Genomic DNA, 25,091 nt, shown 5'->3' with positions numbered 1-25,091 from the left:
GCAGGCTGACGCGGGGCGTCCGTCTGGCGCAGGTCGTGTTCCTCGGCGGGGCGTCCGGCATCAGGAAGCGCAGCCCCAGGTGCAGGTCGATGCAGTCGGGCACGGCGGAGGGAGCGATCACTCGGAAACGAGGAAACGGCCCGAGCTCGCCTGATGGGCGGGCTCGGGCCGTAGCGGATCGCCGGTGGTGTCGAGGGCGTCGACTCCACCGGCGATCCGTCAGTGGGCCGTTCGGTCGGTGGCCGAGCGGTTGCGGCGGCGACGGCGGCCGACGACCACGCCGATCGCGCCGAGGGCGGTGAGGATCCCGGCGGCGGAGAGCGCGCCCGCCGCGTCGGACCCGGTCTCGGCGAGGCGGCGCTTCGACGTTTCAGCGGCGGTCGGGCTCTTCGCGGTCGTGCCCGTCGTGCCGGAAGTGGCGGGTACGACAGTGGCCGGTGCGATGGCTGCGGGGGTGCCCGGCGAGGGCGCCGGTGCGGGAGTGACCGGGGCGGGCGTCGGCGTGGCCGGCGTGGGGCCCGGAGGGGTGGGCGTGGGTGCCGGTGTGGTCGGGGTGGGTGCTGGTGTCGTCGGCGTGGGAGTCGGCGTGGGGGGAGCAGGCGTCGGCGTCGGCGTCGGCGTCGGCGTCGGCGTGGGGGTCGGCGTGGGGGGACCAGGCGTCGGCGTCGGCGTGGGCGGAGTGGGTGTCGGGGTGGGGGGAGTGGGGGTCGGCGTCGGGGTGGAGAAGTCGAATCGGGCGGAGAGCGGGGCGATGATCTCTTCGCCCTTCGCGTTCTTTCCGGTGACGGGGACGTCGAGGACGGCGTAGCCGTTGGTGAGGTCGGTCCGGGTGAGGCCGATCGATCCGATGAGCTTTCCGCTCCGGCCGGGCTTCAGGTCGAGGAGGCCCCCGATGACTGCGTTTCGGATGGAGTCGATGCGGACGTCGCCGGTGTTGGTGACGGTGATGGTCCACTGCACGGGGGTGCCGACCTTCGGCTTCTTACCCGGCTTGAGCACGAGCTCGCCGCGGGCGGTGGCTGCAAGGGCGCCCTGACCGGCTGGGACGGGCGCCGGTGTGGTCGGGGTGGGTGCCGGCGTCGTCGGAGTAGGTGCCGGCGTGGTTGGGGTCGGTGCGGGCGTCGGGCTGGGGAGCGCGAGCAGGCCGCTGAGGAGTGCACCGACCGATGCGCCGGGGGGTGTCGTTGCGGTGACGAAGATATCGAGGTTGGCGAAGCCGACCTGAAGTTGCATCTCATTGAGGGTTGTCGACGTGGTCAGCTCGCGGGCCTGGCCCGGTTCCAAGTGGAGGCCGGGTTGGATGAATTCTTCGGCGACTCTGTCGAGGGGGACGTCGCCGGTGTTGGTGACGGTGATGGTCCACTTCACGTCGGTGCCGACCTTCGGCTTCTCGCCGGGCTTGAGGACGAGCTCGCCGCGCGCGGTCGCACTGAGGGAGGCGCCCCGCGCGGCAGTCGGTGCCGGTGCCGGTGTCGTCGGGGCGGGCGCCGGTGTCGTCGGGGTGGGAGCCGGCGTGCTCGGAGCAGGGGTCGGCGTCGGGCTGGGGAGGGCGAGGCGGGCGGTGAAGGGCGTGGTGAATATTTTGCCGGTCCTGGTCGTCCCGCCGATGACGCCGTCGAGAACGGTGTAGCCGTTGGTGAGGTCGTCCTGGGTCAGGTAGGTCAACTCGACATTGAGCTCGCCGGTCTGGCCGGGCTCTAAATCGAGGAAGGTGTCGGTGGTCCACGTGGTGAGGTCGTTGAGGGCGACGTCACCGGTGTTGGTGACCGTGATGGTCCACTTCACCTCGGTGCCGGCCTTCGGCTTCTCGCCGGGCTTGAGGATGAGCTCGCCGCGGGTGGTCACCTTGAGCTCAGCGTGCGCGGCGGTCGCGCTGGCGGTGGGCGTCGGGGTGGCCGGGGGCGTCACAGCGGCGTGGGCGGCGGTGGCGGAGCCGAGCAGGCCGACGGTCAGGGCGAGGGAGGCAGCGACGGTGAAGGGGTGCCGACGCAACGGCGGGGGGGGGGGCAGGATGACGGTGCACGGGGGCTCCTCTGGATGGATGGATGGCGGGGACGACGAATGCTCGCATCCTGGCGATCCGAGCGTCGAGGATCTGGCACGGGAGGAGGAGAGGTGGCGCTGGAAGCGCACGCTGACGCGGAGTGGTCGGGTGGCGCAAGTGGTGCGGATTCCGGGCCGACGATGTCGACGGCGGCCGTCGGCGCGGTCCTCCGTTCGCGGCGACGCAGCAGTGATCGTTCGGGGACGAGGAAACGGCCCGAACTCGCCGGGAGGGCGGGCTCGGGCCGTCGTGGATCGCTGGCGGTGTCGCGGGGCGTCGACTTCGCCGGCGATCGGTCAGTCGGCTGTGCGGTGCCGTCGGCGGCGGCCGAGGAGCACGCCGAGCGCGCCGAGGGCGGTGAGGATTCCGGCAGCGGGCAGAGCGCTCGATGCGTCGTACCCGGTCGAGGCGAGGCGGCGCTGGGCCGTGTCCGCCACGGACGAGACCTTCGCGGTCGAGCCGGACGAGCCGGACGGGCCTGAGGAGCCCGGGGTCACGGGCAGGACGGCGGCTGACGTGCTGGGAGAGGGGGCGGGTGTCGGGGTGACCGGTGCCGGTGTGGTCGGGGTCGGGGTGGGTGCCGGGGGTGTGGGCGTGGGAGGCGTGGGCGTCGGGGTGGGAGGCGTGGGGGTGGGGGTCGGCGTCGGAGGCGTCGGGGCGGCGAAGGTGACCTTGCTCACGAGGAAGGTGATGGCTTCGGTGCCGGCGGGGGTCTTGCCGGTGATGAGGGCGTCGAGGAGGGTGTAGCCGTTCGTGAGGTCCTCTTGGCTGAGCGTGGTCGTCAGTTTCAGCTTTCCGGTCTGGCCGGGGTCGAGGTCGATGAGGTCGCCGGTGTCGTCGGCGGTGATGTCCTGGACGCGGACGTCACCGGTGTTGGTGACCGTGATGGTCCACCGCACCGGGGTGCCGACCTTCGGGGTCTCGCCTCGCTTGAGGACGACTTCACCGTGAGCCGTCGCCCTCAGCGACGGGTGCTCGGCCGGGGTCGGCGCCGGCGAAGGAGCAGGCGGGGTCGGCGAAGGTGCCGGTGGGGTCGGAGTCGGGGTGGGCGCCGGTGTGGGCGGAGTCGGTGCGGGCGTCGGGCTGGGGAGGTCGAGTCGGGCGGTGAGGGATGCTTCGATCCGTGCGCCGTCGGGGGTCGTTCCGCCGATGGGGATGTCTACGGCGGTGTGTCCGTTCGCGAGCTCGTTCTGGTCGAGGGTGCTCGACGTGGTCAGCTCGCTGGTCTGGCCGGGTTGCAGGTCGAGGTGGTGGCCGATGAGGACGTAGGCCACGTCGGTGAGGGGGACGTCGCCAGAGTTGATGACCGTGATGGTCCACTTCACCTCGGTGCCGACCTTCGGACTCTCGCCGGGCTTGAGGACGAGCTCCCCGCGGGCGGTCGCCTTCAGCGCGGGGTGCTGGGCGGTCGCGCTCGCAGTGGGGGTGGGGGAGGCCGGAGGCGCCTCGGCGGCATGGGCGGCGGTGGCGGAGCCGAGCAGGCCGACGGTCAGGGCGAGGGAGGCGGCGACGGTGAACGGGGTGCCGGCGCAGCGGCGCGGGCGGAGGGAGTCGGGACGACGATGCACGGGGGCTCCTCGGAGTGGATGGACGGCGGGGACGACGAATGCTCGCATCCAGCCGCATCGACCGTCGAACATCTGGCAGAGGAGGACGAGAGGTGGCGCCGGAAGCGCACGCTGACGCAGAAAGGTCATGTGGCGCAGGCGATGCGGTGCGGCGGAAGCCGCTCCGCGAGTCGCTCGACTAGAGGAAGCGGAGCGCCAGGTGCAGGTCGACGCGGTCGGCCATCGCGGAGAGATCGCGGCCGGTCAGCGCCTCGATCCGCTGCATCCGGTAGCGGAGGGTGCTGGCGTGCAGGTGCAGGCGGTCGGCGGCCTGGCGCCAGGAGCCGCCGCTCTCGAGGAAGACGCGCAGGGTCTCGACCATGTCGCTGCGGTGCTCGTCGTCGTAGCGGACCAGCGGTCCGAGGACGGCGAGCGCGAAGGCCGCGCGGGTGCGCGGCGCGACCAGCTCGAGCAGGGCGTCGCTGGAGACGGGGACGGTGTGCTCGACGATCGAGACGGGCTCGTCCGAGGAGGCGCCGCGCGCCCGCTCGCGGGCGGCGAGCAGCGAGACCCCCAGCTGCGCGACCTCACGGGAGGCGTCCCCAACGCCGATCGCGATCCGGCGCTCGTGCAGCAGCCACGGCGCCGCCTCCACGGCGGAGCGCAGCGCGGGGCCGGGGGTCGCCGTCCCGTCCGCGGGATCGCCGAGCAGCAGCACGGCAGCCCCGTCGAGCACCGCGCCCAGCGTCAGAGCGTGCTCGCGCTCCGCGGCCGCACGCAGCGGCTGCAGCAGCGCCTCCGGCGGCAGCGACGGATCATCGGTGCGCGCGACGACCACCCGGAGCGGCGCGCCGAGGCGGAAGCCGAGCAGCCGCAGCCGCACGGCGGTCTCGGACTCGGGCAGCTCGTCGTGCAGGAGCGCCCGGAGCAGGTCGAGCAGCGGCGCGGCCGACGCGCGCTCGCGCTGCCGGGCGAGGTCGAGTCGGCCCGCGACCGCACCGGCGAGCAGCTCGACGCCGTCCGCGGTCTCGTCCGACCAGCCGCGCTGATCGCCGGTGACGACGAGCACCCCGAGCCGCTCACCGGCGGCGGAGAAGAGGGCGCGACGGGAGAGCGAGCGGCCGTGCTCGGTGACCTCCCAGCGGCTGTCGGGGGAGGAGAGGGAGGCTTCCCAGGCGGCGCCGTAGTCGGCGGCCGTGGGCAGTCCGCCGGCGGAGGCGACCAGGGTGCCGGCGCGGTCGACGGCCCAGCTGCCGTGCGCGAACTCCTCGAAGAAGGCCCGCAGCGCGACCTGGACGCCCTCGCCCGAGGCGGGGTCGGCGAGCAGGCGGCGCGCGAACCGGGCCTCGCGGCCGAGCGTCGGCAGGTCGGCCTGCGCGATCACTCCGGCGACGGTCTGCGCGATGGTCTTGAACGACACGTCGGGGGCGACCGTCAGCAGGGCGACGCCGTGCCGACGGCAGACCTCGAGCATGCCGGCCGGCAGCGAGCCGACCGCGATCAGGCCGACGACGATGGCGACGACCCCGCGGTCGGCGACGCCGCCGACGAAGCGCTCGACGCTCTCCCGGCCGGAGGTCCAGAGCGCGCTGGTCAGCACCACGTCGCCGGGGGAGAGGAAGCGGCCGGGGTCGGGCAGGTCGATCGTGTAGGTGCCCGAGATCGCGCGGGCCAGCTGGACGTCGTCGCCGCCGACGAGGGTGAGCTGCAGCTCCGGGTGGCCGAGCAGCTCGCGGACGTTCACCCAGGTCTCCTCGTTCGTGCGGCGGACGCTCTCAGACTAGGCGGCGGGCCGAGAGCCCGGCGACGATCCGCCGGTGCCGCCGGGCGCCTCTGCGGGCTGGACTCCTGGGGCTGGGGGATCTCGATACGCCCGCTGCGCGGGCTACTCGATCAGCATGGCCTTGCTGGTCGAGTAGCCCCGCAGGGGCGTATCGAGACCCGGCGTGGTCAGCTGGGTGGGCCTGCGGACTCGACTTCTGGGGGTGGGGGATCTCGATACGCCCGCTGCGCGGGCTACTCGATCAGCATGGGTGGCGACCCCTTTGCTGAATCGGCATGGGTGGCGACCCCTTTGCTGGTCGAGTAGCCCCGGAGGGGCGTATCGAGACCCGGCGTGGTCAGCTGGGCGGGTGTGCGGACTCGACTTCTGGGGATCTCGATACGCCCGCGGTGCGGGCTACTCGATCAGCATGGGTGGGCGACCGCTCCGTTAGTCGAGTGACACGCGCGCCGTCAGCGGATGCCGCTGCGGGCGAAGCCCTGGACGAAGTAGCGCTGGAAGGCGAGGAACAGCAGCACCATCGGCAGCACCGAGATCAGCGCGAGCGCCATGCTCGCCGAGTAGTCCGGCGTCGACTGGCCCTTGAGGTAGAGCAGCCCGATCGGCAGCGTGAACAGCTCGTTGTCCTTCAGGGCGATCAGCGGCCAGGCGAAGTCGTTCCAGCTGCCCAGCAGCGTCAGCAGGATCAGCACCGCGATCAGCGGCTTGCTCAGCGGCAGGACGATCTGCAGGAACACCCGCAGGTGGCCGGCCCCGTCGATCCGCGCGGCCTCGATCAGCTCCTCCGGGATGGAGAGGAAGAACTGCCGGGCGAGGAAGATCCCGAAGGCGGCCGCCGCTCCGGGCAGGATCACCGACCAGTAGGTGCCGTAGATCTGCAGCCCGGTGACGAGCTTGAACTGGGCGACCATGATCGCCTGGACGGGGATCATCATCGTCGCGAGCGCCAGCAGGAACAGCAGGTTGCGGCCCGGGAAGCGCAGTCGCGCGAAGCCCCAGCCGGCCAGCAGGTTGAGCACGACCGTGAACGCGGTGACGAAGGCGCCGATGACGACGGAGTTGACGAACCACTCGCCGACCGGGAAGCGGGCGAAGACGGTCGCGAAGTTCTCCAGCGAGATCTCGCTCGGCCAGAACCGGGGCGGCCCGGGCGAGAAGACCTCGCCGCGCGGCGAGAACGCGATGACGAGCATCCAGTAGAGCGGGAAGAAGACGATCGCCGAGGCGATCACCGCGACGACGATGCGCAGGACGAGCCCTGTGCGGGAGCCGTCGCGGGTCGAGCGGCGGCGCTTCGGTGCATCGCGGACGGTCGCGGCGGCGACGGCGGCGGGCGTGGTGAGGGTGGAGGACGTCACGGGAGGCTCCTATTCGACGAGGTCGCGGGTGCGACTCGTGCGCCACTGCAGGTAGGTGAAGGCGAGGGAGACGAGCAGGATGACGACTCCGAGCGCGGCGCCGTAGCCCTGCTCGCGCACCTGGAAGCCGTTGCGGTAGGCGTAGGTGCCGAGCACGGAGGTGGAGAAGCCGGGCCCGCCGCCGGTCATCACGAAGACGATGTCGAAGACCTGGAACGAGGCGATCACGTTCATGATCAGCAGGAAGAACGTCGACGGGCCGACCAGCGGCACCGTCAGCGAGCGGAACTGCTGCCAGCGGGTCGCGCCGTCGATCCGTGCCGCCTCGTAGAGCTCGGGCGAGACGCCCTGCAGGCCGGCGATGTAGATCACCATGTTGAAGCCGATCCGCAGCCAGACCGCGGTGAGCATCACCGAGATCATCGCGGCGGTGCCGTCGGACTGCCAGGAGACCGGCGAGGCGCCGAGCGAGGAGAGGACCTTGTTGACGATGCCGGAGGACTCGCTGAAGATCGTGACCGCGATCATGCCGGAGGCGACGCCGGAGATCACCAGCGGCAGCACGATGATCGTGCGGAAGATCCCGCGGGCCGGCAGCACCGAGTTGAGCAGCACCGCCAGCCCGAGGCCGCCGAGCAGCTCCACCGGGACCGTCACCGCGGTGAAGATCAGCGTGTTGCCGAGGCTCTGCCAGAACACCGGGTCGGCGCCCATCCGGGCGTAGTTGGCGAGGCCGACCCACTCCGGGGTGCCGAAGCCGCGCGACTCCTGGAACGACAGCTGGATCGCCCAGAGGATCGGCACGAACAGGAACAGCGCCATCAGCAGCAGGTTCGGGCCGACGAAGCCGAAGCCCGCGAGCGCCTCGCGGGTGCGGGCGGTGCGGCGCCGGCGCGGCGGCGACCCGCGGAGGGGGACGGCGGTCATCAGCTCGTGGCCTGCGCGATCGCGTCGCTCAGGCCGGACAGCGTCTCCTCGGTGCTGCGTCCGCCGACGAACGCCTCCTCGAGCTGGTCCTGCATCGCGACCGAGATCTGGGCGAGGAAGGGAGAGGTGAGCTGCTGCACGTCGCGCGGGGTGATCGTGGCGGCCTGCTCGACGAAGACGGGCATCACGTCGGCGCGGACCGCGAAGTCGATCGAGGCGGGGTCGATGTCGGTGCGGGTCGGCAGCTCGTTGGTGGCGGCGCAGAACTCGGCCATGTTCTCGGCCTCCGTCATGAAGGAGAGGAACTCGGCCGCGAGGTCGGGATTGTCGGTCTCGGCCGTGGCGACGAGGGCGTTGCCGCCGAGGTCGGTCGCGCCGCGGGCGTCGACGGGCATCGGGGTGGCGGTCCACTCGAAGTCGGCGAGGTTGTTGACGTCCGGCACGAGGAAGGAGCCGACGAAGGACATCGCGACGCTCTGCTCGGTGAAGAAGGAGTCGGCGTAGGTGGCGGACTTGACCGAGCTGGTCGGCGGGACCCAGTCGTTCTCGAAGAAGCTCTTGGTGAAGTCGAGGGCCTTGGCGCCGGCCTCGGAGTCGATGGCGGGCGTGGTGCCGTCCTCCTCGAGCAGGGCGCCGTCGGCCTCGAACAGCCAGCTCAGCCAGCGCGGGGTGCCGCCGAGCTGCCAGTTGGCGGCGAACGGGTACTGCTCGGCGGGGAGCGAGGCGCGGAGCTTGGTCGAGACGTCGGCGAACTCCTCCCAGGTCCAGGCGTCGGCGGCCGTGGTGGGGATGTCGGTGACGCCCGCGGCGGCGAGCAGCTCGGTGTTGACGAGCAGGGCCGAGACGTCGGTCTGGTGCGGGACGCCGTAGGGGGTGCCCTCGAACGACACGGCCTCCTGGAAGGCGGGGGTGAAGGAGTCGAACTCGTCGATGCGGTCGGTCAGGTCGAGCAGCTGGCCCTGGCTGGAGTAGACGCCGAGGTTGCCGTAGTCGACGCGGAAGACGTCGGGTGCCTCGCCCGAGCTGAGCTGCGCGTCGATGTTGCTGAACATCTGGTCGTAGGGGACGACGTTGAGCTCGACGCTCGCGCCGTCGTTCGCGGCCTTGAAGTCGGTTATCAGCGATTCGAAGGCCGCCTGCTCCGACTCGCTGGCCCAGGTGGTGAAGGTGATCGAGTCGCCGTCGGCGGAGTCGCCGCCGCCGCCGCCGAAGCCGCTGCAGGCGGTGAGGGCGAGGGTGGAGGCCGCGAGGGCGGCGAGGGGGAGGAGTCGTCTGCGCATGAGGGGCGGGTCCTTATTTCTGCGGGTGCTGGGTGCTGCGGGTGCTGGTGCTGGTGCTGGTGCTGTGGTGGATCCGGTGGTGCGGGGTGGGTCTAGGCGGCCGGCTGCCCGAGCCGGTCGAGGGCGGTCTCGACGAGCGAGACCAGGCCGTGCGGGCCGAGCTGGCCCTCGAGGAGCGTTCGCCGCTCCTCCTCCTCGTCCGGGTTCCGAGCCGGAGCGAGCGAGCGGAGGACCGTGGTCGCGACGTCCTCGATCGCGCGGACGCAGCCGAAGCGGGCGATCCGCTCGTCGTCGATCAGGGTCTCGCCGTAGCCGGACCGGAAGGCGCGGCGCTGGGCGTCGGTGATCGGGCGGGCGAAGATCACGCCCAGTTCGACCAGGAGCAGGTCGACCTCGCGCGGGGCGACGGTGGCCTCGTCGAAGTCGATCAGCCAGGGGCTGCCGTGGGTGTCGATCACGACGTTGCCGGGGTGCGGGTCGCCGTGCACGGGGACGCGGGCGGTGGGAGTGCGGGAGCGCTTGAGGCGCCGCTCGGCGCGGGCGAGGGCGTGCAGGCGGTCGCGGAGCTCGGGGGTCAGGTGCTCGTCGACCTCGGCGAGCAGCGCGGCAGGCGGGCGCTGGGCGCGGCGGATGCCCCGGCGCGGCGGGACGGCGCCGGCGGGCGGGGCGGAGTCGTGGACTCCGCGCAGGACCGCGCCGAACCGCTCCCAGGGCAGCGCGTCCTCGCCGGAGTCGACCGCGTCGTCGCCGACGATCCAGGGGGCGAGCGAGACGAGGAGGCCGGAGTCCTCGGTCCAGGGGCGGCCGTCGCGGGCGCGGGTGGGCGCGGCGATGCCGGGCGCCCGCGCGTCGCCGAGGGCGGAGGCGAGGGCGAGGCCGAAGCGGCCGTCGCGGCGGGAGGCCTTGACGCTCCACGGGGCACCGGCGTCGTCGGTCGCGAACCAGACCTGGGCGCCGTGGTCGAGGCCGCCGATGATCGGCAGGAAGTCGACCAGTCGGACGCCGAACTCGCGCTCGACGACCGTGCCCACCCGGGCGTTGCGCTCGTCGATCGTCTCCATCCCGCTCATCGTGGCGCGGGAGGCGTCCCCTGAACACGTACTTGCGCATTCGCCGGATGTGCTGTGCGAGTTCTCACGCGGCGGGCGCGCGGAGGGCTCGCGGAGAGCGCACGCGGGCGGTCTGCGGGGTCCTGCGTGCAGAACATCAGCCAGGAATGCCGCTCATCGCTGATGGGCGATGAGACGTGCTCTCAGCTGACGTTCTGCGCGGAGCCGGCGGTCGAGCCCGCCCCGGCGGGCAGGATCACGCGGAAGCGCGCTCCTGCGGCCCCGGGCAGGCAGACCAGGTCGCCGCCGAGGGCGCGCGCGAGGCCGCGGGCGATCGGCAGGCCGAGGCCCGAGCCGCCGTCCGCGCGGTTGCGGGCGTCGTCGAGGCGGACGAGCCGGTCGAAGACCCGGTCTCGGTCGGCCTCGGGGACGCCGGGGCCGTCGTCGTCGACCGTGACCGTGACCCGGCCGTCGGCGTGCGCGAGCGTGACGTCGATCCGGGAGCGGGCGAAGCGGGCGGCGTTCTCGAGCAGATTGCCGACGATCTGGCCGAGCCGGTCGGCGTCGGCGTGCACGAGCGGCGCCGTGGGGTCGCGGTGCAGGACGATCTCGGGGCCGGAGCCGGGGCCCTCGCCGCGGAGCAGCTGCCGCTCGATCGCGGCGGCCGCCACCGCCCCGGCGTCCAGCGGCCGGGCGTCGAGGGCGAGCCCCTCGTCGAGCCGCGCCATCAGCAGCATGTCCTGGATGAGGCGGCCGGCCCGCAGCGATTCGCGGACCACGTGCACCGACAGCCGCTCGCGCTCCTCCTCGGTGCCGTCGGCGCGGACCAGCGCGTCGGCGGCGGCCTGGATGCCGGCGACCGGGGTGCGCAGCTCGTGCGCGGCGTCCGAGACGAAGGCGCGCATCCGGCGCTCGGCGGCCAGCGCCGACTGCTCGGCCTGCTCCAGGTCGTCGAGCATCTCGTCGAAGGCGGCGGCGGTGCGGCCGAGCTCGGTGCCGGGCCGCGAGGGGCGCAGGCGACGTCCGCGGTCGCCGTGCGCGATCGAGCGGGCGACGGTCGTCATCCGCTCGAGCGGGCGGAGGGTCGCGCGCACCACCAGGACCAGGGCGCCGGCGGCGAGCAGGAGGAACGCGGCCGAGGCGCCGAGCAGGATGCCGTTCAGCGAGCCGAGGGTCGAGCCGACGGAGCTCGCCTCGCTGGAGAGGGTCAGCACGGTGCCGTCGCTGAGGACCGACTGCAGGGTGATCAGCCGGTCGTCGCCGGAGACGCTGCTGGACGCGACGGTGACGGTCGCGTCGCGGGGGGTGGGCACGGTGGCGGAGGAGCTCCCGGGCGGGCTCGGCGGCGTGCCCAGCTGATCGGCCGCGCCGGGCCCCTGGCGCAGCTGCTCGGGGCTCGGTCCGGCGACGACCGCCTCGCCGTCGGGGCTCTCGATCCGCACCGCGACGCCCTGGGCCGAGAGCCGCGAGGCCAGCTCGTCGTCGGCGATCGTGCCGACCAGGGCGGCCGCGGCGGAGGCGCGATCGGCGAGGCGCTCCTCGATCTGGTCGCGGAGGCGCTCGCCGAGCACGACCTGCACGGTCGCGGACAGCGCCAGCAGCAGCACCGCGAGCAGCGCGAGCACGGCGAGCACGGTGCGCAGGCGGAGGGAGCCGGTGCGCAGTGGGGCGGAGGTGGAGCGCGCGGCGGCGGGGCGCGCGTCCGGGGTGCTCATGCCTCCACCCGGTAGCCGAGGCCGCGGACGGTGTGGATGAGGCGGTCGCCGTGCGCCTCCATCTTCTTGCGGAGGGAGCTGAGGTGCACCTCGACGAGGTTCGGGTCGACGTGGTCGTAGCCCCAGACCTGGGTGAGGATCTGCGTCTTGGTGAGCGTGCGACCGCGGCTGCCGGCGAGGAACGCGAGCAGCCGGAACTCGGTGGCGGTGAGGTCGAGGGGCTCGCCGCCGCGGCGGGCGCGGCCGGCGTCGGGGTCGACGACCAGGTCGCCGATCTCGATGATCGAGGGGACGCGGCCGCGCCGACGGAGCACCGCGGTCACCCGGGCGACCAGTTCGGCGAGCACGAACGGCTTCACCACGTAGTCGTCGACGCCCTCGTCGAAGCCGCGGAGCCGGTCGTCGACGGCGTCGCGCGCGGTCAGCATGATCACGGCCGCGTCGCTGGTGCGCCGGATCCGCTCGGCGAGCACGATGCCGCTCGGCCCCGGCAGCATCCAGTCGAGCACGACCAGGTCGGGCGCGAAGTCGGCGAGCTCGCGGGCGAGGTCCTCGCCGGTCGGCAGGGCGCGCACCGTGTAGCGCTCGCCGCGGAGGGCGGCCTCGACGGAGGAGCGGATGGCGTCGTCGTCCTCGACGAGGAGCACGCGGGCGGAGGGGAGCATGCTCCGACCGTAGGGGGCGCGGATCGGCGTCGACCGCCACTCGGCTGGGGAGCCTCTGTTCTTAAGGACCGCTTCAGACTCGGCTCGGAATCTGAAAAGGAACCGGCCGCAACCGCTCCCGAACGGGAACGGCACCGGGCCGGACCGAGGAGACTCCCATGAGCAAGACCCCCGACAGCCGCACCCCCGGGACCCAGGGCTCGGGCTTCGGCCCGCGCCGCCCCCGGACCCGCACGATCGCGCTCTGCATCGTCGCCGGCGCTCTCGGCTTCGCGGCGATCGGCTCGACCGCCGCCTTCGCCGACTCGGCGCCCACCTCCGGCTCGACGAGCTCGAGCACGATCGAGACGACGCCGAGCGCGACGGCCAGTGCGACGCCGACCCCGGACTCCAGCGACGCGCCGACCCTCACCGGACCGGCCTCGACCGGCCCGGCCGCCTGCGGACCCGTGGGCGCCGGACTGCCGAAGCCTCCGGCGCCCGGTGCGGACGGCTCGATGCCGACCCCGCCGGCAGCGCCCGCCGACGGCGAGGCGCCGACGCCTCCGGCCGCTCCCGCCGACGGCGAGATGCCGACCCCGCCCGCCGCCCCTGCCGACGGCGAGGCGCCGACGCCTCCGGCCGCTCCCGCCGACGGCGCGATGCCGACCCCGCCCGCCGCGCCGGCTGACGGTGAGGCGCCCACGCCTCCCGCCGCGCCCACGGACGGCGCGACCGCGACCCCGCCCGCCGACGGAGTGCTCCCGAACCCGCCCGCCGCGCCCGCGGACGGCGACGCCGTGACCCCGCCGACCCCGCCGACTGCCCCCTCGGGTGACTGCGAGCTCCCGACGCCCCCGGCGGACGGCTCCGCGCCGACCCCGCCCGCGCCGCCGGCCGCCGGTGAGGCGCCCGCCGGTCCCGCGCGACCCGGCACCGGCCCCGCCGCCGGTGACGCTCCCGACGCCGGCTCAACCCCCGACGCCCCGAGCGACGCCCCCTCCGCGGAGGAGTCGGACGCTCCCTCCGGCAGCTGACCTCCGGGCCGGACCTCCGGCTCGCGGAACGACCTCCGGCTCGTCGAATCCACGGATTCCGGCGAGCCGGAGGCGTTTCTGCGTGCCGGAGGTCCTCGGCGAGCGGCGGCCGCGCAGGCGTGCTGATCGAGTAGACCGCCCAGCGGGCGCATCGAGATCCGTACGTGCCAGAAGTGGAGTCTGCAGCCCGGCCTGCTGACGGCGGTGGGTCTCGATACGCCGCGTCCCGCGGCTACTCGACCAGCATGTGCGGCCGCGTCCCGTGGCTGCTCCCCAGCAGAGGAATCATGCTGATCGAGTAGGCCGCGGAGCGGCCGTATCGAGATCCACCCGCGTCACGAGTGGAGTCTGCAGACCGGCCTGCTGACGGCGGTGGGTCTCGATACGCCGCGTCCCGCGGCTACTCGACCCGCATGTGGGGCCGCGTGCCGCGGCTGCCCGACCAGCATGGGGGCCGCGTATCGCGGCCTGCTCGACCAGCAGACGAATCATGCTGATCGAGTAGGCCGCGCAGCGGCCGCATCGGGATCCGCTCCGGTCAGCGCGCGGTGCGGCGCCTCCGGGCGAGGCCGAGCACGAGGGCTCCGCCGGCGAGGAGCGACAGCGCGGCGGCCGAGAGCCAGCCGGACTCGACGCCGGTCGAGGCGAGCGAGCCGGAGCCCGAGCCCGAGCCTGCGCGCGGCGGCACGGCACTGGCGGGGTGCGTCGGCGCGACGGTCGGCTGCGCGGTCGGCGCGGTGGTGGGCTCAGCCGTGGGTCCGGCCGTGGGCTGTGCGGTGGGCGCAGCGGTCGGCTCGGCCGTGGGCTCCGCCGTCGGCTCGGCCGTCGGCACCGCGGTCGGCTCGGCCGTCGGCACCGGAGTCGGCGTCGCCGCCGCTCCGAACACGTCCGCCGCGGAGCCGAGCGACGCGAGCACCGTCTCGCCGTTCGCGTCGTCGACGCCGTCGTTGTCGGTCACCGCGAAGACCTCGCCGGCGCCGGTGATGCCCAGGCCCTCGAGCTTCTCCTGCGTCCAGCCGTGGCCGGCCTCCAGCGCGGGCAGGACGTCGACGGCGAGCGTCTTCTCCAGCACGGGGAGCTCCTCGCCGATCGCGGCGCCCGGCCCCGTCGGCAGCGGCACCGTGTACACGGCCTTGAGCGCCGCGTCCGGTCCGTTGCGCTTGTCGCGCTCGATGACCGCGAGGGTCCCGGCGGGCGTCAGCGTGATCTCGGAGAGGCCGTTCCAGTCGCCCTCGGCGCCGGACGGAGCCTCCAGCGGGTAGCCGAAGAAGCTCCAGGTGCCGGCCGCGACGTCGTAGCGGCCGAGCCGCACGATCCCGTCGGCGTCGATCGACGCCTCGCGCTGCAGCGCGGTCCAGACGATCTCGCCGTCCTCGCTCGCCTCGACGGTGACGCCCTCGAAGCCCTGCGAGCCGAGCGCGTCGCCCAGCTCGGCGGGGAGCGCGATGCGCTCGAGCACCGCGGCGGAGGCGTCGAGGCGCAGCAGCGCGTTCTCCGGTCCGGTCGCGCCCTCGGTCACGGCCCAGAAGCCGCCGTCCTCGCGCGCGGCGATGCCCTCGAGGTCGAGGGCGGCCGGCTCACCCGCCTCGGTGACGGTCAACGAGGCGTCGATCAGCGCCGGCACGACGGACGTGTCGACCGAGTAGATCGTGCTCGGCGCGTACGCGCTGTCGCTCACGGCGTAGAGCCGATCAGCGGAGGCCGGGTCGCCCGAGAGGCCGGAGAGCGCGCCCCACGGCAGCGGCGAGCCGTCGACGTCGGCCGACGCGATCGTCGGGAAGGCGGGGGAGGAGGCGCCGAGCGCGTAGAGCTGCACGCTCGCGCGCACCGCGGCCTCGACGTCGTCGGTCTCGCTCGAGACGACCAGCAGGTCGCGCTCGGGCAGGGCGAGCAGCCCCTCCGGCCCGGGCGTGGACGGCAGCGCCTGCACGAGACGCGGCGCGGTGGGGTCGGAGACGTCGTAGACCGCGACGAAGTTGGCGCGCTCGGCGCCGACGAAGACGTACGGCACGCCGTCGAAGGTCGCCGAGAGCAGGCCCTCGGGCTCGGAGCCCTTCGCGTCCGAGCGCTTGTCGGGGTAGAGGCCGAGGCTCACCGCGAGGTGGTCGAAGGTGTTGCCGGCGTCCCAGACCACGTCGCCCGAGGCCGCGTCGAGGATCGACCAGCCGCGGGTGCCGCCCTTCCAGTCGCCCTCGTTCGCGATCGCGACGTGGTCGTCGCCGACCCAGCCGATCGCGTCGGGCTCGCGGGGGACGTCGGTGATCGAGTCGGTCAGCGCGATGTGGTCGTCGTCGAGCGTGTCGATGCCGGAGACGGAGGCGGTGCCGGCCGAGTAGGACGCGGTGACGGTGCGGGTGGCCAGGTCGAGGATCGCGACGGCGTTGTTCTCCTGCAGGGTCACCGCGACGGCGGTGTCGGCCGGGTTGATCGAGACGTACTCGGGCTCCGGGTCGCTCGGGGTGTCGAGGCCCGCGAGGTCGGTGAGCGCGATGTGCTCGGCGACCCAGGCGGACGGGTCGGCGGTGAGGTCCATCACGACGAGCTCGCCCGCGGGGGCCTGCGGGAGGTCGCCCTCCTCGGCGCCCTCGGGGGTGAACTCCTCGTCGCGCTGGTTCTCGATCGCGATGACGGCGAGGTCGCCGGCGGTTGTGACGTCGATGGAGTCGGGCTGGCCGCCGAGCTCGATCGTCGCGACCGGGGCGAGATCGCTCGCGTGCAGCACGCTGACGTGGCCGGAGGGGTTGGCGAAGTCGCCGTCGGAGGTGTCGACGACCGCGAGCACGTACTCGCCGGTCGCGTAGACCGAGGTGGGCTCGCCGCCGACACCGACGCCGCCGAGGGGCTTCGGTGCGTCGGGGTCGCTGATGTCGAGGACGGTGATCCGCTGCCCCGCGGAGTCGGTGGAGTAGACCAGGCGGCCGTCGGGCGAGGCGCTGGAGATCTCGGCGACGGCGGAGTCGACGGCCGGGTCGGCGGCGTTGAGGTACGCGGGTACCGTGGCGACGCGGGTGAAGAAGGAGTCGCCGGCGGCGGCGCTGGCGGGCAGTGCGGCGCCGAGCGTGCAGCTCGCGAGGACGAGGGTGAGCGCGGCGCCGGCGGTGCGGCGGGGGGCGAAGTGACGGGGCACGGATCTCCTGAGCGGTTTCGAAGGAACCCGCCCACGCTGGCCGCCCCGGGTGAACGCGCCGACGCGCGCAGGTGTCCGGCGGGCGAACGCCCGGGGGCGGCGGGTCTCGATACGCCGCGTGCCGCGGCTACTCGACCAGCATGGAGCGGGGCATCCCGATCTTGCCGACGCGGGCGCCAGCATGCTGATCGAGTAGGCCGCGCAGCGGCCGTATCGAGATCCACCTGCGTCAGAACAGTGGTCTGCAGACCCGCCCTGCTGAGGACGCCGGGTCTCGATACGCCGCGTGCCGCGGCTACTCGACCAGCATGGAGCGGGGGCATGCCGATCTTGCCGACGCGGGCGAGTAGTCCGCGGAGCGGGCGTATCGAGATCCACCGGCGTCAGAAGGGGAGTCTGCAGAGCCGCCCTGTTGAGGACGGTGGGTCTCGATACGCCGCGTGCCGCGGCTACTCGACCAGCATGGGCGAGTGGACCCGGGACGGGGTCCGGCCGAAGCGCAGGGCCCGATGTGCGTCCACTCGCGGGGGGCGGCGCTCGCGACTGGACGCGTGCGGGGGGCTGCTCGGAGCTCGAGCCCCGTCGCGGGTCCATTGGCGGATGCATGCTGACCGAGTAGGGCGCGGAGCGGCCGTATCGAGCGGAGGGGGCGCCTTCGGCGCCAGCGCAGGGCGGGGAAGAGACCGACGTCCTTGGGGTGGGAGGGTCTCGATACGCCGCTTCGCGGCTACTCGACCAGCATGTCTGCGGGCGTCTCTTCCAAGTAGATCCACAGGCGTCAGAAGTGAGGTCTGCAGAGCCGCCCTGCTGGTGACGGTGGGTCTCGATACGCCGCGTGCCGCGGCTACTCGACCAGCATGGGTCGGCGCGCCCTCGCCGTCAGAGCTCAGCGGGCCGCGAGGCCCGCCGCCGCCGAGCCCCAGCCGGCCAGGGCCGCGCGCACGCGCTCGTCGCGCGCGAGGCCGAGGGCCTCGGCGTAGCCCTCCTCGAGGACGTCGTCGATCCGGATGCGCGCGCCCGTCTCGGACGAGCGCACCGCGGCCTCGACCATCGCGAGGCTCCGCACGTTCGCGTGCACCTCGCCGGAGGGCACGGCGCCGGAGCCGAGCACCCGCACGAACTCGGCGAGCGAGCCCGCGATCTCCTGCGGCCCGGGCTCGAGCGCCGCGGTCTGCACCGGCTCCGACTCGCGCGCCTGCCACGAGGGGGCGCCCTCGCCGTCCCAGTGCGCGGTGCCGCCCGCGCCGGTCACGCGCCAGTCGCCGTTCCAGGACGTCTCGAGCCCGTCGGCGCACCAGCTGCCGGTGTAACTGAAGCGGACGCCGCCGCCGAACTCGAAGACGGCGCTCGCCGCGGCGCCGTCGGCGTACCAGCTCCAGCCCGGGTTGTACTCCTCGCAGTAGACGGCGACCGGGTCGCGGTCGAGGACGTAGCGCGCCGCGTCGAACGCATGGATCGCCATGTCGACGAGCAGCACGTGCGGCATCTCCTCGCGGAAGCCGCCGAAGTGCGGCGCCTTCGCGAAGGTCACCGACGCCGTCCCCAGCTGCCCGAGCCCGGCGACCTGCTCGCGGAACGCGGCGATCGCGGGGTAGTACCGCCGCGACTGGCTGGTCATCAGCAGCCGCCCGGCGACCTCGCTCGTCGCGGCGAGGATCAGCGACTCGGCGATCGTCGGCGCGATCGGCTTCTCCGACAGCACCGGCAGCCCGGCGAAGAGCGCCTCGCTGCTGACGGGCAGGTGCGCGCGCGGCACGGTCACGTTGACGACCGCGTCCGCGCCGGAGCGCGCGGCGACCTCGGCGACGGAGCTGCCGACCGCGATCGGGCCGACCCCCTCCTCCTCGGCGGCCCGCTCGGCGAGCTCGACGTCGAGGTCGACGAGGCCGACCAGCTCGGCGTCGGGGTGATCGCGGATGGTGCGGATCCACGCGCGCCCCATGGCGCCCGCTCCGACCTGGACGAGACGGACGGTCATCGGACGAGCGCCCCCTGGTAGTCCTCGCCGGCGAAGAACTCGCCGGACTCGTAGCGCTGCAGCACCGGGAGCGAGCGCTCGGGCCGGTCGGAGCGCGCCCACTCGACGCCGTTCGCGATCACGCGGCGGACGTCGGTGTGGTGATAGACGGGGAAGTCCTGGTCGCCGGGCGAGAAGAAGAAGATCCTCCCGTGACCGCGCTTCCAGGTCATTCCGGAGCGGAAGACCTCGCCGCCGGAGAAGGTGGAGAGGAAGACCAGCTCGTCGGGCGCGGGGACGTCGAAGAACTCGCCGTACATCTCCTGCTGCGGGATCGTGAAGGGGTGCGGCACGCCCTGCGCGATGGGGTGCGTCGGGTCGACGGTCCAGACGATCTCGCGGTCCTCGGCCGAGCGCCAGCGCAGCGTGCAGGTGGTGCCCATCAGCTTGCCGAAGATCTTCGACCAGTGGCCGGAGTGCAGGACGACCAGCCCCATCCCGGAGAGGACGTGGCGGTGCACCCGCTCGACGATCTCGTCGGCGACGGCGTCGTGCGCCATGTGGCCCCACCAGACCAGCACGTCGGTGCCGGAGAGGACCTCCTCGGTGAGGCCGTGCTCCGGCTCGTCGAGCGTGGTGGTCGAGACGCTCGCGCGCTCGCCCAGGTTCTCGGTGATGCCGGCGGCGATCGTGGTGTGCATGCCGTCGGGGTAGAGGGTGCGGACCTTCTCCTCGATCTGCTCGTGGCGGTTCTCGCCCCAGACGAGGACGCGGAGGGGAGCGGCGGATGTGGTCACGGGTGGTCCTTCTTCGTCGGAGGGTGTCGAGGGCGCCGGCGCAGCGGTTAAGCGCTTTACCGGCGAGTGCTCCTAGACTGCGGGACACCGCGCCCCCGCGTCAACCGCGCCGGGCCGCGGCACCCGGGAGGAGACGCGATGGCGACCATGCAGGACGTCGCGCGGCGCGCGGGCGTGTCGATCGCGACCGTCTCCTTCGTCGTCAACGCCAGCAAGCCGGTCTCGCCCGAGACCGCCGCCCGGGTCCGCGAGGCGATGCGCGAGCTCGGCTACCGCCCGCACGCCCTGGCCCGCGCTCTGGCCCGCCGGCGCTCGATGATGATCGCGATCGTCTACCCGCTGGTCCCCTCGCGCCCGCTGAACACGGCGACCACGTTCCTCGCGGGCGCCGCCGAGGCCGCCGCCGAGAGCGGCTACTCGATCGTGCTCTGGCCCACCGTCGGCGGCTCGGAGAAGCTCGCCGATCTGCGCGCCGACGGGCTGCTCGACGGCGTCGTGCTGATGCAGGTGACCTCCGAGGACGAGCGGGTCGCGATCCTCCGCGACTCCGGCACCCCGTTCGCCCTGCTCGGCCGCACCCGCGACCCCTCGGCGCTGGACTGGGTCGACATCGACTTCGAGGGCATGGTCGAGGAGGCGCTCGAGCGCCTGACCGCGCTCGGGCATCGCCGCATCGCGCTGGTGGTCGGACCGGAGGGCGGCGCCGACTTCGGCCCGTACGCCCGGACGCGCGAGGCCTTCGAGCGCGCGGCGGAGGCCCGCGGGCTGACCGCTGTCCTGCTGCGCTGCGAGGAGACGCCGGCCGGCGGACGCGCGCTGGCCCGCTCGCTCGACCCGGAGGCGGCCACGGCGGTCCTCGTGATCAACGGCGGCGCCGCGGTCGGCTTCGCGCACGAGCTGCGCCACCGCGGCGTGCGGGTGCCCGAGGACCTCTCGATCGTCCTGCTCGCCTCCGACCCCGACGTCGCCGACCTCGCCGACCCGGCGCTCGACGTGCTGGTCGCGCCGGGCCACGCGCTCGGGCGCCGCGGGGTGGAGGCGCTGCTCGCCCGCCTCGCCGACTCCGCAGCCCCGCTCCTGCAGGAGCGCATCGGCGGCCCGTGGCGCCCGGGCGGCTCGGTCGCGGGGCCGCGGGGCTGACGGTCTGCACGCTCGCGCTGCACTGGTCGTCCGACCGTCGCATCGTCCAGGTGGCGCGAACCGGGAATTCGTGGCGGTTCCTGGAGAATCAGCGAATCCTCCAGTCATCTCCGGAGGATCACCCGTACGGATCGGGCGCTGCGAGGCCTAGCGTGAGAGCGCCGTTCCGTCCCGAAGGAGCACCCGGCATGACCCGCTCGACCCGCTCACCCCGCCCGCCCGCCCACCTGCCGCCGCGACTGACCCTCACGCTCTGGGACTTCTCCTGGTACACGAGGACCACGCCGGGGGAGCCGTTCGACGACCTCGGCCGCGCCTTCGACGAGGCGCAGGAGCGCGGCTGCAACACCGTCCGCGTCTGCGCGGCTCCACTCCTGCTGTTCGGCGAGCACTCGCTCGACACCTCGCGGCTGCGCTTCGCGACCATGGGCGGCGACGTCGGCCGGGGCACCCGCTGGTACGACGCCGCGGGAGGCGCGGTGCTCGACCTGCGCGCGCGCCTGGTCGAGCTGTTCCGTGAGGCCGCCGCGCACGACATGTTCGTCGTCGTCTCCTCCTGGGAGTACCAGCAGAGCCCCGCCTTCCTCAGCGACTCGTCCTGGCACGACATGCTGACGGCGATCCCGCCGACCGAGCGGCACGCGGCCCTCGCCCGCGCCGAGTCCCGGCTGATCGCCTTCCTCGAGGCCGAGGGACTGGCCGACCGGATCGCCTACGTCGAGGTGCACAACGAGGTCGATCTCTCGCGTCTCAGCGAGGTGCCCGCGGAGGGGCTCGACACCTTCTGGGCGCAGAAGCCCTACCTGACCGCCGCGCTGGAGATCCTGCAGGCGGAGCATCCGGACGTCCTGTCGACCGTCTGCTACGGGATCCCGCCCTTCCTCGACCTGGAGTCCGTGCCCGAGAACGCGCAGGTCGCGCACGTGCACTTCTACGTCTACGGGGTCCTCGCGGCGCTGGAGGAGTGGGCCGGAGTGCGGGCCGAGCCGCCGGTCTTCCCGAGCGCCGAGCTGCGGTCGCTGCTGCGCGAGGACGCGCCCGCCTTCGACGAGCAGGCCGACACCGTCGAGCCCTGGCGGCTCGCGGCGACCGGCATCAGCCCGAGCATGTTCTACGCCTACGACCAGGTCGATCCGGTCGCCTGGGACGCCTGGCTGTACGCGCACTACGGCCGCTACGAGGTGGCGATGCGGGAGGCGATCGACGTCCGGCTGCGCGCGGTCGCGATCTGGGCCGCGCGCCGCGGGATCCCCGCCGTCGTCGGCGAGGGCTGGATCGGCTACACGCCGCTGGAGGCGGAGTTCGAGGACGGGCCGGCCGGCCAGGTCCTCGCCGCCCACGCCGTCCAGCGCTGCGTCGACCTCGGCTACTGGGGCACGCTCGTGGGCTCCAACTCGGCTCCGCAGCACCCGGGCTGGGCGAACGTCGAGCTGCAGCGCCGGCTCAACGGACTCGTCCTGGCGTCCGGGGCGGCGGAGCAGGCGGGGGAGTCCTGGGCGGCCGGGTCGCCCCGGCCCGCGTCGCTCGATCCGGCGCCGCTCGACCCGGCGCCGCTCGATCCCGCGCCGCTCGATCCGGCGCCGCTCAGTTCCGCGTCCGGTACGCGTGCGGCGTCAGGCCGTGGATCCGCTTGAACTGCCGCGCGAAGTAGAAGGAGTCGTCGTAGCCGGCCGCCGCGGCGACCTCGGCGATCGGCCGCTCCGTCATGTCGAGCAGCTCGCGCGCCCGCGCCATCCGCAGCTCGGTCCGGTAGCGCAGCACCGGCATCCCGAACCGGCGGCGGAAGAGCGCGGCGAAGTGCGACGGGCTCAGCCGCGCCATCGCCGCGAGCTCCGCGACCTCGATGCTCTCGGTGAGGTGGTCGCGGAGGAACTGCGCGGCACGGTCCAGCGCAGTGCTGCGCGCGTCGCCCGGCGGTCGGTCCGAGGCGAGGACCGCCATCAGGTGCCAGGCGGCCCCCGAAGCGGCCAGCAGGCTGTTCGTCGTCGCGTCGCGCTCCAGGTGCGAGATCACCGCCGAGATCAGCGCGACCGCGGCGTAGACGTCGGACAGGGTCCGGACCGGAGCGTCGGCCGTCGCGCGGGCCGCCCGGAGGAACTCGGGCAGATCGCTGCCGGTGAGGTGCAGCCACCACAGCGTCCACGGGTCCTCGTCGTCGGCTCCGTAGCCGTGCGGCTCGCCGGGCGGCAGGAGGACGACCTGCCCCGCGGTCACGGCGAAGGTGCCCGCCGTCGTCGTGCACCAGCCGCGGCCCCGGGTGCAGACCAGGACGACGGCGTCCGCGATGGGCCGGCTCCGCAGCCGCCCGTGCGAGCGCGCCTCGGGGAAGTGGCCGCAGTCGGTGACGAGGAGGTGCGCCGTCCCCGGCTGCGTCAGCGCCTCCCGAACGCGGGGGCGGGGCAGCACGTGCATGGTCTCCCCCGGGAACCCCGCTCCGATCCTCATCCGGCGAGCTTGCCCGCCGGATCAGCGTTCTGTCCAGATCTTCCCTCGGATGAATCCTGCGCCGTGCGTCAGCATCCGCCTTCAATGGGATCCATGCGCAATGACAACGCTGCCATTCTCGAGCTCGGAACCGGCCGAACGTCCAGGACCGGCCCGCCTCCGCCCCTGCCCGAGGACGTGGACTCGAACGACGAGCTGTTCCTCCTCGGCCGCGACCTGGAGGAGCGTCCCCGCGCCGCCTGCGTGCCGGAGCACTACTGGGAGGAGGCGGTCTGGCGGGATCCCGGCGACGTCCGCTGCCTCGTGGCGCTCGCGCGGACGCTGACCGACGCCGCTCGCTTCGACGAGGCGGAGCGCCACCTCCGCGTCGCGATCGAGCGGCTGACCTCGCGCGGCGCGCGGCCGGCCGACTCCGAGGCGCACTACCGGCTGGGGGTGCTCCTCACGCGGCAGGGGCGGGTGGACGAGGCGGTCGAGGCCCTCGGCGCGGCGCGACGGACGGCGGCCTGGCGCGTCCCGGCCGGCGTCGCGCTCGGGCAGCTGCACGCGGCGGCGGATCGACCGCGGGAGGCCGAGGCCGTGCTGCGCGAGGTGCTCGCGACCGAGGCGCAGCATGCGCGGGCGACGGCGCTGCTCGTCACCGTGCTCCGGCGGACCGGTCGGGAGGAGGAGTCGTCGGCGCTGCTCCGGGCCCTGCTCGAGCGGGACCCGCTCGACCCGTGGGCCCGCGACCTCGCCGGCCGGCCGCTCCCCGACGACGACGCCGCCGTGCTGGTCGAGGTGGCGCTCGAGTACCGGGCGGCGGGGCTGCCGGACGACGCGCTGCGCGTGCTCGCCCTCGCGGTCGAGGCGGAGGAGCAGGCCCCGCGCGGGCGGATCGGGGTGCCGGCGCAGTACCACGCCGCGCTCCTGCACGAGCGCGAGGGCCGGACGGAGCAGGCGCGGGCCGCGCGGCGGGCGGCCCGGCTCTCTCCGCTCGAGCGCCGCCGGGCGATCCGCCTCGAGGACGTCGAGGCGCTCGAGGCGGCCGGCGCCGACGACACCACCGCCCGCTTCCTCCTCGGCGACTGGTACGACCGGAAGGGCCGGATCGAGGACGCCTTCGCCGCCCGGTGGTTCGTCGCCGCGCACGACGCGAGGGCCTCGGTGCGCGTGCTCGCCCTGCGCGGCCTCGGGGCCGCGTCCTGCTCCGCGTACGGCGATCCGGAGGCGGCGCTCGCCTACGTCGAGCGCGCGCGGTCGATCGCCCCCGGCGACGCGGAGCTCCTCCTCGAGTACGACCGGCTCCGCGCGCACCTCGGGCACGAGGGGAGGCTCGCCCTGCTCGAGGAGAACGAGGCCGTCGTCCTCGAGCGCGACGACCTGACCCTCGAGTACGCCGCGCTGCTCGTCGCGGCGGGCCGGGCCGGGTGCGCCCAGCGGCTGCTGCTGGGGCGCCGGTTCGCGCCGGGGGAGGGGCGTGACGGTCGCGGGCTCGACGGTCGCGTTCTCGAGGGCCGCGTCCTCGAGGTGTGGGACGCGACGATGATCGCGCTCGCCGACGCCTCGTCGCCGACCGACGCCCTCACCTTCCTCTGCGCCGCGCTCGCCCCGCCCGCGTGCCTCGGCGAGTCGCGCCCTCCGCTCGACGGCACCGCGGACCTCCTTCTCCGCCGCGGCGACGCGCGCTCGCGGCTCGGCGACGACGCCGGCGCCCGCGACGACTGGGAGGCGGCGGCGGGCCTGACCGGCGGCACAGTGACGGCTCCGCGCTTCGACGGGCAGACGGTCTCTGCGGTCCGCGCGCTGCAGCGCCTCGGGCGCGCAGCGGAGGCGGCCCGGCTGACGGCCGCCTTCGCGCAGTGGATCGAGGAGGAGCACCGGATCCCCGCGTCCGGCGAGTGGTCCCGCGCCGACCCGCTCTTCCCGCGCGACCCGCAGACCGACAAGGACGCGCAGCTGGCGCACTACCGCGCGCAACTCGCGGTGCTCGCCGAGGAAGGGAACCGAGCCGACCGCTGAGGCGGCGCCCGTTATCCGGCTCCGTCGGACGAGAAGCGCTGCCCGAGCGCGTCGTGACGACATCCCTTGGGAAGCGCACCCGGCTCGCGTCCCTGACGTCGAGTGGACCCCGAACGGGGCCTGCTTCCGTCGCAGAGCCCCGTCCGCGTCCATTCGTCGCGTCGCTCGCCGGCGACTGGACGGCTGACGGGGTCCCCTGGCCGGCTGAGGCCCGGTTCGCGTCCAGTCATGCTGATCGAG

The 25,091-nt window shown here is 74.0% G+C and carries 16 protein-coding genes and 2 pseudogenes; 5 read left to right on the top strand and 13 right to left on the bottom strand.

Going from position 1 to position 25,091, the window contains the following annotated elements; genetic code table 11:
* Positions 1-219 precede the first annotated feature (219 nt).
* From HQQ86_RS20935 to HQQ86_RS12635, 9 genes are all read right to left on the bottom strand, one after another.
* Positions 220-1,992, bottom strand: coding sequence for an LPXTG cell wall anchor domain-containing protein (locus HQQ86_RS20935; protein WP_216845358.1), 1,773 nt, complete (start codon positions 1,990-1,992; stop codon positions 220-222).
* A gap of 348 nt (positions 1,993-2,340) precedes the next feature.
* Complete coding sequence (locus HQQ86_RS21790) at positions 2,341-3,612, bottom strand: LPXTG cell wall anchor domain-containing protein (RefSeq protein ID WP_173288520.1); 1,272 nt, start codon at positions 3,610-3,612, stop codon at positions 2,341-2,343.
* Positions 3,613-3,790: 178 nt separating this feature from the next.
* Positions 3,791-5,335, bottom strand: coding sequence for a PucR family transcriptional regulator (locus HQQ86_RS12665; protein WP_173288518.1), 1,545 nt, complete (start codon positions 5,333-5,335; stop codon positions 3,791-3,793).
* 491 nt (positions 5,336-5,826) lie between these two features.
* Positions 5,827-6,732, bottom strand: coding sequence for a carbohydrate ABC transporter permease (locus tag HQQ86_RS12660; protein ID WP_367948637.1), 906 nt, complete (start codon positions 6,730-6,732; stop codon positions 5,827-5,829).
* A gap of 9 nt (positions 6,733-6,741) precedes the next feature.
* Positions 6,742-7,659 carry a carbohydrate ABC transporter permease gene (locus HQQ86_RS12655; protein WP_173288516.1) on the bottom strand — a complete coding sequence of 306 codons (918 nt, stop codon included), beginning with the start codon at positions 7,657-7,659 and terminating at the stop codon, positions 6,742-6,744.
* Complete coding sequence (locus HQQ86_RS12650) at positions 7,659-8,939, bottom strand: sugar ABC transporter substrate-binding protein (RefSeq protein ID WP_173288514.1); 1,281 nt, start codon at positions 8,937-8,939, stop codon at positions 7,659-7,661. The genes HQQ86_RS12655 and HQQ86_RS12650 overlap by 1 nt, the downstream gene beginning before the upstream one ends.
* Before the next feature lie 92 nt (positions 8,940-9,031).
* Positions 9,032-10,000 carry a phosphotransferase enzyme family protein gene (locus HQQ86_RS12645; RefSeq protein WP_173288512.1) on the bottom strand — a complete coding sequence of 323 codons (969 nt, stop codon included), beginning with the start codon at positions 9,998-10,000 and terminating at the stop codon, positions 9,032-9,034.
* A gap of 191 nt (positions 10,001-10,191) precedes the next feature.
* Positions 10,192-11,703: a HAMP domain-containing sensor histidine kinase gene (locus tag HQQ86_RS12640; protein ID WP_173288510.1), complete on the bottom strand. Its 1,512-nt coding sequence runs from the start codon at positions 11,701-11,703 to the stop codon at positions 10,192-10,194.
* A complete protein-coding gene (locus tag HQQ86_RS12635; protein WP_123446969.1) occupies positions 11,700-12,368 on the bottom strand; it encodes a response regulator transcription factor in 669 nt (222 codons plus the stop codon). Before HQQ86_RS12635 ends, HQQ86_RS12640 begins: the two co-directional genes overlap by 4 nt.
* Before the next feature lie 158 nt (positions 12,369-12,526).
* Here HQQ86_RS12635 and HQQ86_RS12630 point away from each other — a divergent pair, with 158 nt between their 5' ends.
* Both HQQ86_RS12630 and HQQ86_RS22065 read left to right on the top strand, forming a co-directional pair.
* Positions 12,527-13,384 (top strand): hypothetical protein, encoded by an 858-nt coding sequence (locus HQQ86_RS12630; protein WP_173288508.1) that lies wholly within the window; start codon positions 12,527-12,529, stop codon positions 13,382-13,384.
* 548 nt (positions 13,385-13,932) lie between these two features.
* Positions 13,933-14,148, top strand: a pseudogene (locus HQQ86_RS22065) (hypothetical protein); the annotation flags it as partial.
* Positions 14,149-14,339: 191 nt separating this feature from the next.
* On the opposite strand, the pseudogene HQQ86_RS12620 reads toward HQQ86_RS22065, so the two are convergent.
* The 3 genes and pseudogenes from HQQ86_RS12620 to HQQ86_RS12610 form a co-directional block, all read right to left on the bottom strand.
* A pseudogene (locus tag HQQ86_RS12620) lies at positions 14,340-15,917 on the bottom strand (esterase-like activity of phytase family protein); the annotation flags it as partial.
* Positions 15,918-17,397: 1,480 nt separating this feature from the next.
* On the bottom strand, positions 17,398-18,489 hold the full coding sequence (locus HQQ86_RS12615) for a Gfo/Idh/MocA family protein (protein ID WP_173288506.1): 1,092 nt from the start codon (positions 18,487-18,489) through the stop codon (positions 17,398-17,400).
* Positions 18,486-19,265 carry a ThuA domain-containing protein gene (locus HQQ86_RS12610; RefSeq protein ID WP_173288504.1) on the bottom strand — a complete coding sequence of 260 codons (780 nt, stop codon included), beginning with the start codon at positions 19,263-19,265 and terminating at the stop codon, positions 18,486-18,488. The genes HQQ86_RS12615 and HQQ86_RS12610 overlap by 4 nt, the downstream gene beginning before the upstream one ends.
* Before the next feature lie 138 nt (positions 19,266-19,403).
* Between HQQ86_RS12610 and HQQ86_RS12605 the strand changes: the two genes are divergently transcribed.
* Both HQQ86_RS12605 and HQQ86_RS12600 read left to right on the top strand, forming a co-directional pair.
* Positions 19,404-20,405, top strand: a complete 1,002-nt coding sequence (locus HQQ86_RS12605) for a LacI family DNA-binding transcriptional regulator (RefSeq protein WP_173288502.1) — start codon at positions 19,404-19,406, stop codon at positions 20,403-20,405.
* 188 nt (positions 20,406-20,593) lie between these two features.
* Positions 20,594-22,039, top strand: coding sequence for a cellulase-like family protein (locus tag HQQ86_RS12600; RefSeq protein WP_216845354.1), 1,446 nt, complete (start codon positions 20,594-20,596; stop codon positions 22,037-22,039).
* Here HQQ86_RS12600 and HQQ86_RS12595 read toward each other — a convergent pair.
* A complete protein-coding gene (locus HQQ86_RS12595) occupies positions 21,990-22,850 on the bottom strand; it encodes a helix-turn-helix domain-containing protein (protein ID WP_216845352.1) in 861 nt (286 codons plus the stop codon). The two genes, HQQ86_RS12600 and HQQ86_RS12595, sit on opposite strands and share 50 nt — an antisense overlap.
* A 93-nt stretch (positions 22,851-22,943) precedes the next feature.
* Between HQQ86_RS12595 and HQQ86_RS12590 the strand changes: the two genes are divergently transcribed.
* Positions 22,944-24,851, top strand: coding sequence for a lipopolysaccharide assembly protein LapB (locus HQQ86_RS12590; protein ID WP_216845350.1), 1,908 nt, complete (start codon positions 22,944-22,946; stop codon positions 24,849-24,851).
* Positions 24,852-25,091 lie beyond the last annotated feature (240 nt).

The organism is Rathayibacter sp. VKM Ac-2857 (assembly GCF_013205025.1).
In the GTDB taxonomy this organism is placed as follows: Bacteria; Actinomycetota; Actinomycetes; order Actinomycetales; family Microbacteriaceae; genus Rathayibacter.
This window is presented reverse-complemented; position numbering and strand designations above follow the sequence as displayed.